Source organism: Streptomyces sp. NPDC050528 (assembly GCF_044457795.1).
Lineage (GTDB): Bacteria > Actinomycetota > Actinomycetes > Streptomycetales > Streptomycetaceae > Streptomyces.
Window position 1 is genome coordinate 158,224 of the sequence record NZ_JBITHH010000004.1, and the last position, 14,677, is coordinate 172,900.

Annotated in this window: 13 protein-coding genes and 1 pseudogene; 5 read left to right on the forward strand and 9 right to left on the reverse strand. The window is 69.5% G+C overall.

The genetic code is table 11. The features are described from left to right. Nucleotides 1-65 precede the first annotated feature (65 nt). The 5 genes and pseudogenes from ACIBK4_RS15625 to ACIBK4_RS15645 form a co-directional block, all read right to left on the reverse strand. Nucleotides 66-626 carry a DUF6262 family protein gene (locus tag ACIBK4_RS15625; RefSeq protein ID WP_398995202.1) on the reverse strand — a complete coding sequence of 187 codons (561 nt, stop codon included), beginning with the start codon at nt 624-626 and terminating at the stop codon, nt 66-68. Next, entirely contained in the window at nt 623-3,085 is a 2,463-nt protein-coding gene (locus ACIBK4_RS15630; RefSeq protein ID WP_398995203.1) for a tyrosine-type recombinase/integrase, read from the reverse strand. Before ACIBK4_RS15630 ends, ACIBK4_RS15625 begins: the two co-directional genes overlap by 4 nt. Next, nucleotides 3,082-4,065, reverse strand: coding sequence for a tyrosine-type recombinase/integrase (locus tag ACIBK4_RS15635; RefSeq protein ID WP_398995204.1), 984 nt, complete (start codon nt 4,063-4,065; stop codon nt 3,082-3,084). The genes ACIBK4_RS15630 and ACIBK4_RS15635 overlap by 4 nt, the downstream gene beginning before the upstream one ends. 329 nt (nt 4,066-4,394) lie before the next feature. Continuing rightward, nucleotides 4,395-5,000, reverse strand: a pseudogene (locus ACIBK4_RS15640) (cytosine permease); the annotation flags it as partial. A gap of 201 nt (nt 5,001-5,201) precedes the next feature. Then, nucleotides 5,202-5,753, reverse strand: coding sequence for a hypothetical protein (locus ACIBK4_RS15645; protein WP_398995205.1), 552 nt, complete (start codon nt 5,751-5,753; stop codon nt 5,202-5,204). 359 nt (nt 5,754-6,112) lie between these two features. Here ACIBK4_RS15645 and ACIBK4_RS15650 point away from each other — a divergent pair, with 359 nt between their 5' ends. Continuing rightward, on the forward strand, nt 6,113-6,550 hold the full coding sequence (locus ACIBK4_RS15650; protein WP_398995206.1) for a protease inhibitor: 438 nt from the start codon (nt 6,113-6,115) through the stop codon (nt 6,548-6,550). Between the two features lie 136 nt (nt 6,551-6,686). Here ACIBK4_RS15650 and ACIBK4_RS15655 read toward each other — a convergent pair whose 3' ends face one another. Both ACIBK4_RS15655 and ACIBK4_RS15660 read right to left on the reverse strand, forming a co-directional pair. Continuing rightward, nucleotides 6,687-7,067, reverse strand: a complete 381-nt coding sequence (locus ACIBK4_RS15655; protein WP_398995207.1) for an STAS domain-containing protein — start codon at nt 7,065-7,067, stop codon at nt 6,687-6,689. A gap of 221 nt (nt 7,068-7,288) precedes the next feature. Further along, on the reverse strand, nt 7,289-8,791 hold the full coding sequence (locus tag ACIBK4_RS15660; RefSeq protein ID WP_398995208.1) for an MFS transporter: 1,503 nt from the start codon (nt 8,789-8,791) through the stop codon (nt 7,289-7,291). Between the two features lie 124 nt (nt 8,792-8,915). Here ACIBK4_RS15660 and ACIBK4_RS15665 point away from each other — a divergent pair, with 124 nt between their 5' ends. Then, nucleotides 8,916-9,758, forward strand: coding sequence for an alpha/beta fold hydrolase (locus ACIBK4_RS15665; protein WP_398995209.1), 843 nt, complete (start codon nt 8,916-8,918; stop codon nt 9,756-9,758). On the opposite strand, the gene ACIBK4_RS15670 is transcribed toward ACIBK4_RS15665, so the two are convergent. Next, nucleotides 9,752-10,405 carry a TetR/AcrR family transcriptional regulator gene (locus ACIBK4_RS15670; protein WP_398995210.1) on the reverse strand — a complete coding sequence of 218 codons (654 nt, stop codon included), beginning with the start codon at nt 10,403-10,405 and terminating at the stop codon, nt 9,752-9,754. The two genes, ACIBK4_RS15665 and ACIBK4_RS15670, sit on opposite strands and share 7 nt — an antisense overlap. A gap of 66 nt (nt 10,406-10,471) precedes the next feature. Between ACIBK4_RS15670 and ACIBK4_RS15675 the strand changes: the two genes are divergently transcribed. From ACIBK4_RS15675 to ACIBK4_RS15685, 3 genes are read left to right on the forward strand one after another with little or no spacing between them, the layout of a single operon-like run. Then, the gene (locus ACIBK4_RS15675) at nt 10,472-10,909 is read left to right on the forward strand and encodes a VOC family protein (RefSeq protein ID WP_398995211.1); all 438 of its coding nucleotides are present in this window, start codon (nt 10,472-10,474) and stop codon (nt 10,907-10,909) included. A gap of 50 nt (nt 10,910-10,959) precedes the next feature. Next, nucleotides 10,960-11,304, forward strand: a complete 345-nt coding sequence (locus ACIBK4_RS15680; protein WP_398995212.1) for an ArsR/SmtB family transcription factor — start codon at nt 10,960-10,962, stop codon at nt 11,302-11,304. Nucleotides 11,305-11,310: 6 nt separating this feature from the next. Continuing rightward, nucleotides 11,311-11,838: an SRPBCC family protein gene (locus ACIBK4_RS15685; protein ID WP_398995213.1), complete on the forward strand. Its 528-nt coding sequence runs from the start codon at nt 11,311-11,313 to the stop codon at nt 11,836-11,838. Between the two features lie 21 nt (nt 11,839-11,859). On the opposite strand, the gene ACIBK4_RS15690 is transcribed toward ACIBK4_RS15685, so the two are convergent. Further along, on the reverse strand, nt 11,860-14,676 hold the full coding sequence (locus ACIBK4_RS15690) for an NHLP bacteriocin export ABC transporter permease/ATPase subunit (protein WP_398995214.1): 2,817 nt from the start codon (nt 14,674-14,676) through the stop codon (nt 11,860-11,862). Nucleotide 14,677: the final 1 nt, after the last annotated feature.

The following is a 14,677-nucleotide window of genomic DNA, read 5'->3' on the forward strand; positions in this document are numbered from 1 at the left end:
CCGTTTCCAGTCCCCGCCACGCGAGGTGCAGGTCGGGCCGTGACGGCGGCCCTTCCAATGGATGGTCAGCCGGGTGACCCTGGCGGGTCCGATCGGTTGAGCTGGCTCATGAGTTCCCGGTTGGCGGCGCGGGCGGCGGCGAGGTCGTCGTCCCGCTCCTGGAGCTTCAACTCCAGGTCGATCAAGTGCTGTTCGAGCGTGGTGATCCGGGCCTTGAGCTGTTCGTTGTCCTCGGGGCCTCCGACGCCGGACTCGTGCCAGACCTGGTCACCGAGTACTTCACTGAGGCGCTGCTCAAGGCGGCGGACCTGGCTGGCGAGGCGAGCTGCGCGCGCGTCAGCGGTCGCGAGGTCGGCTTTGAGCGATGCGCGGCTGACCGCGGGGCCATGGCCGCCGGGAGTGGCGGTCGGTTCTGCGGCCTGGGCGTGGATTTGGGCTAGGAGGTCGCGGTGGCGATAGAGGAAGGTGCGATCGACGCCCGCTTGCCGGGCGATGGCGGTGACGCTGATGTCCGCGCCCTTCTTCGCGGTGTCGGCGAGGGCGGCCAGGACGCGTCGGCGCCGTCGTCCGGTGTCGGCACGGCGTCCCTCGATCATCGCTTGGACGGTGGGGGCGGGTGCGGTCATGAGGGTCGCTCCGGTCGGAGGTCGGGCAGGGGTTGGCGGATGCGGGGCATACCGAGGAAGTTCTGCCGCATCTGCCGGACGGTGGCAGAGGCTTTCTGGATCTCGGCGCGTTCGGCCTCGGTGAGCGTCTCGATGTCCTCGCTGACGCGCTGGATCAGGCGGCGGATGCGGGTGATCTCCGCGTCGGAGGGTGTGGCCTCGGCGCGGGCCCAGTCGTCCGCCTCGGACATCGACCTCAGCTTCTCGCGCTGCCGCAGTAGGCCGTCGAGGTAGGTGCGCAGGTCGGGGAGGTAGGAGACGTCGGTGGAGAAGTGGTCGCAGCCCACGCAGCGGAAGCGGAGCGGGCAGGCTCCGCCGCCGGCGGCGACGTTGGAGGGTTCGGAGCAGGTGCCGAAGGGGACGACGACCGCGCCGATGGCCCGGCGGGTGCGTTCGGCATCGAGGACGCTGGTGACCGCGCCCCAGATGCGGGTGCCGTGGCGGTCGAACTGCATGTCGGTGACGCGCTCGACGGCCTCGCGCAGCCGTACTTCCTTGACGCGGTAGTAGATCCGGGTGGTCTGGTAGCTGTCGTGGTCCATGAGTTCGGCCAGGACGTCGATGGGGACGCCGGCGTCCGCGTGGCGCTGGGCGAAAGAGTGACGGTAGACGTAAGGGAAGATCTTCTCCTTGTCGAAGACGGTGCCGTCGTCGAGGTGGAAGTCGGGAAGGCTCTCGACCCACTCGCGGTGCATGGCACTGAGGTGGTTGGAGTCGATCGAGCGGTCCCCGCGCAAGTTCAGGCTCTGTGAGGGCAGAAGAACCAGCGCGGACGGCGCGCGGTCGGGAAAACGTTCACGTACTCGTTTCTGCTGCGCGATGATCAGCTCTGCGGTCGGTTCGTGGATGGGGAGCTGACGTCCGATCCGCTGCTCTTTCCAGTTGTTGTAGAGCAGGACGGGCTTGTCCTGGCTGTCGCGGGTGAGGCAGCTGAGGTCCAGGCGACAGATCTCCTCGGGCCTGCGGCCAGTGTCCATCAGCAACTCGACGCTCAGCCGCACTTCGTAGCAGGTCATCGCCTCAAAGGCGTCCAGGTGAGCGCAGAGTTGGCGCATCACTTCGCCGGGCAGATCCTGGCCTTCCTCCGAAGGCTCTGGCGGCCTGGGGACATCGAGGCGCGTGATGACGAAGTCGTCCGGAAGGCCGGCCATCAGCCCTTCGGGACGGGTCAGTCCCATGGCCCGGCACTGCCTGAGGACGTTGCGGGCCATGCGGACGTAGCTGATGCGCGTGAGGGTGGTCATCCGGCCGTTGGCATCGAGGAACGACATCCTGTTCAGGAAGTTCTCGATGTCGGCGCGGGACAACGCGGCCTTGTCCAGGCCACGGTCCGGCCGGGCGTGCAACGTGTCCGAGAGCTTGGCCAGACCGTGGAGGTGCTGCTGGGCATGCGAAGCGACGCTCTTGGAGCGGACCTTGGAGAGGTAGTCGCGGGCCCAGCGTTTGGCGCTCTCACGAAGCCAAGGCTGGTGCACCACGGTGAAGACCAGCGTGCCGCGGTGCCCGAAGGCCACCAGGTCCCATTCGTCCTTGGCGTACTCGCCCTCGGGGGTCTTCGTGGCCCGGATCGCGTAGATGCGGGTCCGGTTCAGCAGGATCAGCGCTTCGCTGTTCGCCGCCGGGTCAGGGACGTCTTCCAGACGCTGGGCGAGCGAGGGACGGATCGTCTTGTCGATCAGCGCGCGGAAGTTGCCGGCCTCGGTGCGGGCACCACGGTGGCAGCGGTGCTGGAGTCCGAACAACAGTTGAGCGACGACGAGATCGGGCAGGCCCCTGAAGCTGATCTCGACACCGAAGCTGCCCGACGGCGCGGTCCGCAACCACCGTGCCTCATCAAAGTCGGGCTGCCGACGCAGCGCGGGCAGCTGCTTGCCGTGAGGGTGACACAGGCGCGTGCCGCTTTCGTTGACGGCCTGGCGGTTGCAGGCCAGCACGGAGCAGTCGCCCAGGCCGGGCAGACCCTTGACGGTCGGGTCGGCGAGGAACTCCTCCAATGTTCCGCCGTGCTTGATCTTCTGCCATCGGTGGGCGCGGCAGACCGGTTCCGTTCCCGAGTTGTTCCACGGACGCTCGCATCCCGAGACCCGGCAGGTCCCGGTGCCGAGGTGCAGATGGCGTGAGATCCGCGGAATCCTGACGAACTCCTCCATGGACATCTCGGAATTGCGGTGACGCCAGGAGCAGGTGCTGCACAACTTCAAGCCCTTCACCGGCGACTGGCAGTTGGGCACCGGACAGCGCCGACCGCCCATGGAGGGATGGCTGGCCGGCGGGGTCAGGACCCGGCGCACGGTGCTCCAGCCCGCCTCGGTCAGGAAGTCCTCGCTGATGAGCGACCAGAGGAAGGCGGCCAACTCGGCATCGGAAGTGCTCGGCCCTGGAGCCGGAGCGGTGAACACGGGGGCGAGCAGGCCGGTCATCGGGCACCGCCGGTGAGCTCGCGGGGCGAGGGCACGGCGTTCACTGCGTCTCTCAGCCGGTCCGGGGCCGGTGTCAGGTAGGGCTCCGAACTGGACAGCCGCGCGTGGTCCAGCAGCGCGGCAATCTCGTCCTGGCCGCCTCCCGCATCGGCGAGGTTGCTGCCGGCCGCGCGCCGCAGCATCCGCGGTGTGACGTTCCGGCTCAGCCCTGCCCGCTTCGACAACCGCCCGAACAACTCAGTGATGCTGTCCGCAGTCATCGGCGCACCGAGCGGCTCGGCGAACAGGTTCACCAGCACGAAGTCACTGTCCGGTCCGTGCGGCAGTGCCATCCGTTCCATCACGTACTGGTCGTAGGCGAGCACGACCAGGTGGTCGACGGGCTTCCACCGGCCCGGCGCCGCAGTCGACTGCCGTTTGGCCCAGGCTCCGTTCGGATTGTCCCGCCGGAGCGTGTGCAGGTGAGAGCCCTTCTTCGGGCAGCCGAGCGCGGTGGAGTCCGGCATGAAGTGCATGTCCTCGCGGCGCAGGCCGGCGGCGCCTCCCGGGCGTAGTCCGGCCCGACCGAGCAGCAGCACGATGAACCGGTCGCGGGCATTGCGGCAGGCCAGGAACAGTTCCACGATCTCGCGGTCGGTGGACCTCTCGCCCTTCTTGCGCGGGACCTGAACCCGGTGCCGCGGGCGCATCCGGTAGCCAGTCAGCTCCTCCCCGCGGGCCTGTTCCGGCAGATCCCAGTTCTCCGCCACCTCATAGAGCTGGGCCATCACCGGCGAGGGCACCACCTTCGCCGTGATGCCGTGCAGCAGGAACTGTCGCACCCCCGTGAGGACGTTCCTGATCCGGGCCGGCTCGCGCGCCGCCTCGGCCCCCGGCCCCGGATACACCAGCCCGTTCCCCGACGGACGCTCGACGCCGGTGATCTGCTTCGATCCGAACTTCAGCCAGACGACGAACAGCCCCAACTCCTCGGCCGCCACCCGCCAGTCCCGGCCCGTCCGTATGCACCACCGCAGATACAGCGCTATGTGCCCCGCGTACGTACGGGTCGTCAACTCGGCCTGATCCCGGCCGAAACGCACGTGCCGAAGAAACGCATCCGCCTCCGGAACCACGGCCAGGTCGTCATCCATCACCGTCCAGTACCGGACACCGGATGGAAGTTGTACAGGAAAGGCCCGCAAGGGTCTCCTCCGATCTCATGTGCAACGTGTCGCAACAACCACGACAGCCCCAGAGATGTTAGAGAAAACCCCAGGTCACACAGTCAGTGCAGCGTCACACCACACCTGCGGAAGCCCGGGAGAACGGCGAAGGCGATCGCGCCGAGCAGGAACAGGACCGTCGCGGACATCACGGCGATCTTGTTGACGAACAGCATGAACCGGAAGCCGTAGACGCACACCGCGAGGACGAGCACGGCGAACAGCGCGTACGCGACGACGTAGGAGAGCGTGGTCTGCTCCAGGCCGAAGAGGCGGTGTGCGCCGCCGACCAGGGCGTCGCCGGAGCTCCACACCGAGATGGAGAAGAACGCGACGGCCGTGAGGAGGGACAGGAAGGAGCCGACGACCCGGCCGTGCACGCCCAGGTGCGCGGAGGAGGCGACCGCGTTGTTCGTGCCGTTGACCGGGCCGAACACCGCCATCGGGCAGAGGATGAGGGCGCCGACGACTACTCCGAGGAGCGTGGCCGCGAGGCCCTGCCAGAAGGAGAGGCCGAACAGGATCGGGAAGGCGCCGAGGACGCAGGTGGAGAAGGTGTTGGCGCCGCCGAACGCGACCCGGAACAGGTCGAGCGGGGTGGCGGTGCGGTCCGCGTCGGGGATGCGCTCGACGCCGTAGGTCTCGACCTCGGTCAGGGACTGGCTCGGCGCGGCGGGGGAGGGGGCGGGCTGCTCGGACGAGGGGGACAAGGGGGCTCCAGCGGGGGACGGCGGTGGAGCGCGTTGTAGCGCGGTGGCGGTGGGGACGGGCGTCACGCGCGCGGGGTGGGCGGAGTGAGCGGATGCCGTCCTCAGGGTGTCTGCCGACGTTATGGCGGGCCGCAACACCCGCACCAGAGGACGGTTCATCCATCTTCCGTGCCGTGGGTGGAGGAATCGTCCACCCTGTAGTTACTCGTTTTCTGCCGGGGCGTCCTCCGGTTCGGCGTCGGGGCCCTGGGCGCGGACCCGTTGGACGTGTTCGAGGGAGTCGCGCAGTTCGCTGAGCCAGTCGTCGGTGTGGCGCTGGACGAGACGGACGCACCAGGCGAGCGCGTCGCTGCGGCTGCGGGCCACGCCGGCGGCGATGAGGGTGTCGAGGACCTGGCGCTCGGGCTGGCGCAGCCGGGTCATCACGGGTGCGGCGATGTGCGTGAACAGGGAGCGTTCCCCGGCGCACTCCACACCCCACGAGACCTTCCTGCGGAACCGGTGCTCGGCCTCGCGCGCGAGGGCGATCCGGGTCTCCCGGGTGCGCTCGCGGAACTCCTGGACGCGGCCCTGGACGGCCGACTCCCTCTCGGCATCCGAGACGCTCTCGGCGAGCTTGGGTGCGGGGATGCGGCCGATGACGGTGACCTCCTCGCGGTCGACCGTGACCTCGACCAACTCCTCGAACAGGTCGTCGGGCAGACGGCCGGTGAACCAGCCGCGAAGCTTCTCCTGCTGCTCTGTCGTAATCATGTAATGACGATTACGCGCAAGCAGAGCGAACGCAAGGGGCTGCGGCGGAGTGCGCCGAGAGCTGAAACGGAATGTTTCGGGACTGTTTCAGGCCGATTGGCGAGCAGGGGTAAACCGGCCATCCGACCTGGTTCGGCGATCAAGAACCGCGCAGTTCCGGGCTCGATGCGATCGGATTCTGTTACTTCACGCCACTGATTCAACACGCAAGGTTACTGAAACCTGTGGGTGGGATGTGAGTTTCCGCGACGGACTCGGCAGAGTGGCGCCCGCCGGTCCGGCACCGACCGAGCGGGACCGGCACCTCCTCGAACCGATCGGTTCGTGATCGGTTCGTATCGAGCGGAAGGATGCACACAATGCGGAACACCGCGCGCTGGGCAGCGACCCTGGGGCTGACGGCCACCGCCGTCTGCGGACCCCTGACCGGGTCCGCCCTCGCCGCCCACGGAGCCGGCCCGGCCGCGCTCTACGCCCCCTCGGCCCTGGTGCTCACCATGGGTCACGGCAATGACGCCGCCTTCGCCACACCGGAACGCGCGGTGACCCTCACCTGCGCGCCCACCGCCTCCGGCACCCACCCGGCCGCCGCCCAGGCCTGCGCCGAACTGCGCGGCATCGGGGGCGACTTCGACGCCCTGACGGCCCGGGACGACGTGCTCTGCAACAAGCTCTACCGCCCCGTCGTCGTCACGGTCGACGGTGTCTGGCAGGGCAGACGCGTCTCCTACGAGCGCGTCTTCTCCAACGAGTGCGTGAAGGACTCCTACGGATACGGAGGCGTCTTCACGTTCTGAGAGACCGGGGTCGCAGGGTCTCCGTGAGCAACAGGGAGGGTCCGTAGCTGGGGAGTGCGTGCCCCTGTCGCGGAGTACCGCGGTCCCGCAACCAGGGGTCGGCCGGGCGGTGTGGGGTCGCCCGTGCCGGCCCCTGTCATCGTTGCGGCTTCTCCGCCTGCGCGGGCAGTACCCGGAGCGGCGGAAAACGGCCGAGCAACCCCGAGGCACGCAACAGCCGGTCGATGCGCGGCCCGTCGGAGACGACCCGCAGTCGCCCGCCGCGCTCCCTGGCCCGCCGCTCGGCCCGGCACAGCACCCGCAGCCCCGAGCAGTCGAAGAACTCGACGGGCCGCAGATCCACCAGCACGTCGGGCTCGTCGACCGAGGTCGCGGCGTCCAGATGTTCCACGACGAAGTCGGCCGTCGCCATGTCGATCTCGCCCGAGACCTCGACCACCGTGAAGGGGCCCCCGGACCGCGTACGGGCACAGGAGTTGGCCGCGGGGCTGTCGCGTTCGTCCGCTTCCGCTGTCATGGCCGCTCCACCTCGGCACGAGGGCGCATTCGGTCTCGGTAGTTACCCCGGAGGAGCCCCGAGCATCCCCGACACGCCGTTCGCAAGATCTGGTTCACTCGACATGGTGAACTTCGGTCAGAAAGGTTGACTTTCTGTCAGTAGGACAGTGAAGAGGGGCCGCCGTCTCCCTGCGGACGGCGGCCCCTCGGTCTGTGCGGCTCAGGTTCGGACGGGACCGATCACATGTGGACGACCGGTGCGGCGTCCGCGTCCTGCTGCGGAACCCCGCGGCGGTAGAGCACCAGCGCGATCACCGCGCCCGCGGCGAAGAAGCCCGCCGACCACCAGAACGCGGTGGTGTAGCTCTCGATCGTCGCCTGCGCCTGGACCAGCTTGCTGCGCGCGTCCTTCCCGGCCAGGTAGTCGGTCGCGGCGCTCGCGGCCAGCGTGTTCAGCAGCGCCGTACCGATCGAACCGCCCACCTGCTGCATGGCGTTGACCGTCGCCGAGGCGACACCCGCGTCCTCGGCGGCCACACCGCCCGTGGCGAGCTGCATCGCCGGCGGCATCACCATGCCGAGACCCGCGCCGATCACGATCAGCTGCGGCAGCACGTGGGTCGCGTAGGACGAGGTGGTCCCGATGCCGGTCAGCCAGGCCATGCCGACCATGGCGATGGCGAAGCCCAGCGGAATGACCACCTTCGGGCCGAGCCGCGGCACGAGCATCGTGGTGCCGAGCTGCGCCATGACCATCAGGGCGCCGATCATCGGCAGGAACGCGACACCGGTCTTGGTGGGGCTGAAGCCCAGGTTCAGCTGCAGGTAGTAGGTGAGGAAGAGGAATACACCGAACATGCCCGCACCGGTGATCAGCACGGCGAGGAACGAGGCGCCCCGGTTGCGGTCGAGCAGGATGCGCAGCGGCAGCAGCGGGTGCGCGGCGCGGTTCTGCCACCAGGCGAAGGCGGCGAGCAGCACCCCGCCCGCGATCAGGAAGCCCCAGGTCTGCGGCGAACTCCAGTCGTGCGTCTCGGCGTTGGAGAAGCCGTAGACGACGGAGAACAGACCACCGGCGACCAGGACCGTGCCCGGCACGTCCAGCTTGGAGCCCGCGGCGTCACGGTGGTTGCTGAGCAGGACCCAGCCGCCCGCGAAGGCGACGAACGCGATGGCGACGTTCACGTAGAGCGTCCAGCGCCAGTCGAAGGCGTCGGTCAGCACGCCGCCGAGCAGCAGGCCCACCGCACCGCCGGCGCCGGCGATGGCGCCGTAGACGCTGAAGGCCCGGGCGCGTTCGCGGGCGTCGGTGAACGTCGTGTTGAGCAGGGAGAGGGCGGCCGGTGCGAGCAGCGCGCCCGCGACGCCCTGGAGGGCGCGTGCGGTGACCAGCATCTCGAAGCTGGTGGCGGCGCCGCCGAGCGCGGAGGCGGCGGCGAATCCGACGACACCGGCGAGGAAGGCGGTCTTCCGGCCGAACAGGTCGGCGATACGGCCGCCGAGCAGCAGCAGGGAGGCGAACGCCAGGGCGTACGCGGTGACGATCCACTGCCGGTTGCCGTCGGAGAAGCCGAGGTCCTTCTGGGCCGACGGCAGGGCGATGTTCACGATGGTGGCGTCGAGGACCACCATCAGCTGCGCGACGGCGACGATCGCGAGGATCCACCACCGCTTGTTGGAGGACGCGGACTGCGCCTCTCCGGCACCCGACCGGGTGTCTTCGGTCAATGTCTTCTGGGACATCGGGAACCACTCCAGGGAAGTCGTTCGGGGTTTACCAAAACGTAAACGAAACGGTTTCGTACACATCGGAGACTAGACCACTTTCTGCGAAACGGCAACGTTTCGCAGAAGACGGGGAGCAGGCATGCACAGTGGCGTGTTCGAGGTCGACGGGGCCGGGCTGTACTACGAGGCACGCGGCACCGGCCCGGCGCTGTTGATGATCAGCGGGGCCGGGGGAGACGCCGGCTACTACGACGGCGTCGCCGAGACCCTTTCCGACGCATTCATGGTGATCTCGTACGACCGACGCGGCAACTCGCGGAGTTCCGGCAGGTCACGGACGCCGATGGACCTCGCCGTGCAGGCGGCCGACGCCCGCGCGCTCGTCGACGGACTGGCAGGCGGGCGGGCGCTGGTCTTCGGCAACAGCGGCGGCGCGATCATTGGCCTCACATTGGCCGCGCTGCACCCGGAGGTGATGGCGGGCCTCATCGCCCATGAACCGCCCGCTGTGAACGTCCTGCCCGACGGCGGCCCCGGCCGCGGCTTCTTCGCCGAACTGGCAGCGCTGTACGAGCAGGGCGGGGCGCCCGCGGCCGGCCGCCGGTTCGCGGAGACGACCCGCGGCGAGGGGATGTACCGCTGGCCGGCCGACCTCTGGAAGCGGTTCCTCGGCAACCAGGACCACCTCTTCGGCACGGAGTGGCCCGGCTTCGCCGCCTTCCGGCCCGACGAGACCGCGCTCAAGTCGGCCCCGTTTCCTGTGGTGTTGGGGGCGGGCGCGGAGGATCGCGGTACGTACTACGCGCGGCCGTCGATCGAGATCGCCCGCCGGATCGGGGTGCCGTGGGTCGAATTCCCCGGCATCCACATGGAGTTCCTGCGCAACCCCGCGCAATTCGCGGCCGCCGTACGGGTGTTGGCGACCCAGATGCACACCCGCGCGGGAGAGGTGCCGGAGCTCTGGCAGGGTGCCGCTCAGTGAGGCGCGAGCAGCTCCGTGATCAACACCCGCCGCAGCCATGCCCGGTAGGCGTCCTGGGTCCAACCCCGGTGCCTGCGCAGGAGTTGGTGCATGTGCGGTGACGCCAGGGCGTAGAGCGTGTCGGCGGCGGTGCCCGCGTCGAGGCCCGGGCGCAGGGCTCCGCGCTCCTCAAGTGCCGTGGCCAGGGCGAGATGCACGCCGTACGTCGCCTCGGCACCGGCGTCCGCCGACGCCCGCATGTCCGGGTCGGCGCCGGCCGCCTCGACGGTCACCATGATCAGATCACCGGCGCGTTCCAGCAGGTCGGTCGTCTGGTCGACGGTACGGCCGATCGCGCGCTCGGGGTCGGGCTCGTCCCGGATCGCCAGGGTCTCGGGGCGCTCCGGGACGGCGACCGGCTCCTCGTCGCCGGCGATCGCGACGCCCAGGGTGTGCCCGAAGAGGGCGGCCTTGGTCGGGAAGGCGTCGTACAGCGTGCGCTCGCCGACACCGGCCAACGCCGCGACCTCCTTCATCCGGGTGCCCGTGTATCCCTTCTCGGTGAAGAGCCCGGTGGCGGCCTCCCGGATGCGGGCGCGGGTCGTCGCCGCCGCCTCGGCGCGCTTGGGTGAGCGGTACGGCCTCTTCTGGTTGACGGGGTCGGGCATGGGGAGGAGTCTAGAGGAAATCGGCGCAGTCTTACTGCGGCGAAATGAGCGAGGAGCGTGAGAGCCATGCCGGAGCTCGCCGGAATCCACCACGTGAAGATGCCCGTCACCGATCTCGACCGCTCACGCGACTGGTACGGCCGCGTCCTCGGTTTCAAGGTCACGTACGAGTTCCAGGACGAGGACGGAGTCGTGCGCGGGGTGGCGGGGGAGGTCCCGGGACTCGGTGACTCGATGCTCTGCCTGCGCGTCAACTCCCAGGCGGCGCAAGGCTGTCAGGGCTTCGACCCGGTCAGCTTCGCGGTCCGGGACCGGGCTGACGTGGAGGCGTGGGCCGCGCATCTCGACACCCTCGGTGTGCCGCACTCGCCGGTGATCGAGGCCTCGATCGGCTGGCTGCTGGTCTTCAACGACCCGGACGGGCTCGATCTGCATCTGTACAGCTGGGCGGCGCACGGGGTGGACCACGAGGGTGTCGCGGGGTACGGCCACCCGGTTTCCTGAACGCCGCGCATGCCTTGACCGGCATATAACCACAGAGGCATATTGGGGTCATGTCCGACGCCTCGCTTTGGACCGCCCTCGCCGATCCCCATCGGCGGGCCATCGTCGGCCTGCTCCTGGAGCGGCCCCGGCCCGTCGGCGAGATCGTGGAGGCCTGCGGCCTGAGCCAGCCCAGCACGTCGAAGCATCTGCGGGTGCTGCGTGACGCGGGCCTGGTCCGCGTACGGCAGGACGCGCAACGCCGTGTCTATGCCCTCGACCCGGCTCCGATCGCCGAGCTCGACACCTGGCTCGCCCCCTACCGCGAGCTGTGGAACCGCAGCCTGGACCGGTTGGGGCAGCGCCTCGACGAGACGTCGGAGGACGACACCGCACACCTCACTCCGAAGGACTGATCCGCCATGTCCGTCGACCTCACCGGCACGTATCTGACCCTGGACGACGGCCGCCCCGCCGTCCGTTTCAGCCGAACCTACGACCAACCCCTCGACCGCGTCTGGCAGTTCGTGACCGACCCCGACGAGCTGGCCCTATGGTTCCCCTCGCGGGCCGAGTTCGATCTGCGCTCCGGTGGGACGGTCACCTTCAGCGGCGACCCCAACATGCCCGAGTCGACCGGCCGGGTCATCGCCGTCGACGCACCCCGGCACCTGTCCTTCGCATGGGGCGACGACGAGCTGCACTTCGACCTGGAGGAGGTCGAGGAGAAGCGCACCCGCTTCACGCTCACCAACGTTCTGAGCGTCGCGGACGCCGCGTCCCGCAACGGCGCCGGCTGGGAGGTCTGCCTGGCAGCGCTGGACGCGAAGGCTCGCGGTGAGGCCGTAGCGGGGCCGCACACCGGGGCCGGTGCGCCCTGGAAGGCGTTCTACGACGGTTACTTGGCGGCCGGGGTGCCCTCCGGCGCGCCCGTGCCGGGCCTGGACTGACCCGTCCCGCCGACCGTCCCGTCACGCCATCTGCCGCCGCACCAGCTCGTGCAACCTGCCGCCCGTGTCCGCCAACAGCTGTGCGGGCGGCCCCTGTTGGGCGACCTTGCCGTCCTCCATGACGATCACGCGATCGGCGTCGAGCACGGTCGAGAGGCGGTGGGCGATGACGATCCGGGTCGCGTTGAGCGCTTTCGTGCTCTCGATCACCGTCCGCTGGGTCTCGTTGTCCAGCGCGCTGGTCGCCTCGTCGAAGAAGAGGATGCGCGGTCGGCGGATCAACGCCTGGGCGATCATGAGGCGTTGACGTTGGCCGCCCGAGACCGCGCCGCTGCCGGAGACGATGGTGTGCAGGCCCATCGGCATCCGCTTGATGTCCTCCGCGAGCCCCGCCATCTCGGCCGCCGCCATCGCCTCCTCCGGCGTGAACGGTTCGGTGCCGCAGATGACGTCCAGGATGGAACCGGTGAACGGCTGCGCGTGCTGGAGCACCACTCCGCACTGCCGCCGTACCGCCGACTGGTCGAGGGCGCCGAGGTCCTGGCCGTCGTAGAGGACGCTGCCGGAGACCGGTTTGTCGAAGCCGATGAGGAGGCGGAGCAGGGTGGACTTGCCGCAGCCGCTGGGGCCGACGATCGCCACGAACTCGCCGGCGCGGATGTTGAAGGACACGTCGTCGAGGACGAGGGGGCCGTCGTCGGCGTAGCGGAAGGAGAGCCGGCGAGCCTCTATCGCGCCGGACAGTTGGCCGGGGCGGGTGCTCGCGGTGCGGACCTCGGGGGCCGCGTCCAGGACCGGCCTGATCTCCTCGAAGAGGGGGAGCGCGGACACCGCCGAGACGAAGGCGCCGGTGAGGCTGGTGACGGAGGTCAGCAGCATCGTCACCGAGGTGTTGAAGGTGAGGAAGGAGGACGCCGACATCGAGCCGCGTGCCGGGCCCGCGAGGAGCATGAACATCAGCAGGGTGCAGACCGGCAGATACACCGCGCCCATCACCGTGGTGAGGTTCTTGATCCGGCCGACCCGCTGTTGAAGCTCGCGGCTGCGCGCGAACTCGGAGGCCCAGGCCGCGTAGGCGTAGTTCTCGGCCGCCGCGACACGGAGTTTCGGCAGGCCGCGCAGGGTCTGGAACGCCTGGTTGTTCAGCTTGTTGTTGAGGACGACCAGCTTGCGCTGCCAGCGCACCTGCCACAGGCCGAGGCCCAGGAACACGGCCGCGATCACGACGAGCATGCCGATCGCCGCGAGCGCCATCGAGGGGCTGTACCAGAACAGCAGGCCCAGGTTCATCGCGCCGACCGTCACCGACTGGGCGACGACCGGTCCAACTCCGGCCAGCAGACGGCGGATCGAGCTGATGCCCATCGCCGCGCTCGCCAGCTCACCCGTCGAGCGTTCGGTGAAGAACTTCGTGGGCAGCCTCAACAGGCGGTCCCAGACCGCCGGTTGGAGCGTCGCCTCTATACGGCCCTCCAGGCGGAGGATCGTGAGGTTCTCCAGCAGCATGAAAGCCGCCGCCACCACACTCGTGATCATCACGGCCACACAGACCTGGACGATCAGGTTCGTCTGGGCCTTCGGCACGAACTCGCCGAGCACCTTGCCCGTCGCGATCGGGACGAGTGCCCCGATGGCGACCGTCACCAGTCCGCTGATGAGGAGGTTCGTGAGGTCGCTGCCGGTGCCCTGCATGCTGAAGCGCAACAGCCTGAACGGACTCAACCGCCGCTCGGGCAGCGGACGGTAGAACATCACCGCACGCGGCTCGAACTCCTCCGCGTTCGCCTTCTCGATCGGCGTCTCGCGGCCGGTCGCCGGGTGTACGGCGACATAGCCGCCGCGCCGCCAGAGCAGTGCGACCGGCGCCCCGGACAACGCCCGATGGCCGACCAGCGGGCCGACGTTGTCCCGCCACCAGCGCCCGTCGAGCCGTACGGCCCGCACCCGGACCCGGGAGGCGAGGGCGATGCGCTCGACCGGATCGAGCCGGTCGCTCTCGCTGCCGCTCTGGGAGGGCTCGGCGAGGGTGATGCCGGCCGCCTCGGCCACCAACTTGCAGGCGGCGTACGACGCGTCGGCATCCGCGGCCGTCGTGCGCCGGGCCGAGGACTTGCCGATCGACGCCAGCAGCGTCCGGTCGGCCTGTGCGCGCACCGCCTCACCGGCCTTGATACCGGCGGCGGTTCGCGTCTCGTGGGTGCGCTCCAGCTGCTCGATCCACTTGTCCAGCGTGGACAGCAGCCGGTACTGCTGGTCGACCATGCCCTGCCAGACACCCGGGTCCATCAGCAGATCGGCGGCGGCCTCCGCGTCGTACATCGAGCCGTACTGCACGCTGCCCGGCGGGACTTGCATCCAGAAGACGTCGTCGTCGGTGGGCGCGGCGGCCCGTTCGGTGGCCATCGGCGCCTGGAAGAGGATGGAGAGGCCGCGGCCGACACCGAGGGCGAGAGCGTATTCGAGCGGGCTCGAAGTCGGGGGCACGTACTGGGGGTTGCCGTACTCGTCGTACGACCACGTCTGGGTGTTCGCGGGCTGGTACAGCTCACGCAGGTTGATGCGGTGCACCACGCAGTCGCGCAACGGGCGGGCCACCAGGGTGTGTTGGGGGCCGGTGACCGGGCCGAGCAACAGCGAGCCCGCCTCCAGTCGGCCGAGGTGGTGCCAGTGGCCCTGCTGTACGGCGTCCACCGCGAAGAGGTCGATGGCGCCCGACGCGACCAGCCACAGCACCTGCGGGCCTTCGAGGTCGAGGCGGTTGGACCCGGCGCAGTCGATCGGCGTGCCCAGGTTTCCCAGCGCGCCGAGGACCAGGTCGCCCTCGTGAACGGACGTCATC

Coding starts and splice junctions, on each gene's coding strand:
- ACIBK4_RS15625 (WP_398995202.1), bottom strand. CDS start 626: ATGACCGCACCCGCCCCCACCGTCCAAGCGATGATCGAGGGACGCCGT.
- ACIBK4_RS15630 (WP_398995203.1), bottom strand. CDS start 3,085: ATGACCGGCCTGCTCGCCCCCGTGTTCACCGCTCCGGCTCCAGGGCCG.
- ACIBK4_RS15645 (WP_398995205.1), bottom strand. CDS start 5,753: ATGATTACGACAGAGCAGCAGGAGAAGCTTCGCGGCTGGTTCACCGGC.
- ACIBK4_RS15650 (WP_398995206.1), top strand. CDS start 6,113: ATGCGGAACACCGCGCGCTGGGCAGCGACCCTGGGGCTGACGGCCACC.
- ACIBK4_RS15655 (WP_398995207.1), bottom strand. CDS start 7,067: ATGACAGCGGAAGCGGACGAACGCGACAGCCCCGCGGCCAACTCCTGT.
- ACIBK4_RS15660 (WP_398995208.1), bottom strand. CDS start 8,791: ATGTCCCAGAAGACATTGACCGAAGACACCCGGTCGGGTGCCGGAGAG.
- ACIBK4_RS15665 (WP_398995209.1), top strand. CDS start 8,916: ATGCACAGTGGCGTGTTCGAGGTCGACGGGGCCGGGCTGTACTACGAG.
- ACIBK4_RS15670 (WP_398995210.1), bottom strand. CDS start 10,405: ATGCCCGACCCCGTCAACCAGAAGAGGCCGTACCGCTCACCCAAGCGC.
- ACIBK4_RS15675 (WP_398995211.1), top strand. CDS start 10,472: ATGCCGGAGCTCGCCGGAATCCACCACGTGAAGATGCCCGTCACCGAT.
- ACIBK4_RS15680 (WP_398995212.1), top strand. CDS start 10,960: ATGTCCGACGCCTCGCTTTGGACCGCCCTCGCCGATCCCCATCGGCGG.
- ACIBK4_RS15685 (WP_398995213.1), top strand. CDS start 11,311: ATGTCCGTCGACCTCACCGGCACGTATCTGACCCTGGACGACGGCCGC.
- ACIBK4_RS15690 (WP_398995214.1), bottom strand. CDS start 14,676: ATGACGTCCGTTCACGAGGGCGACCTGGTCCTCGGCGCGCTGGGAAAC.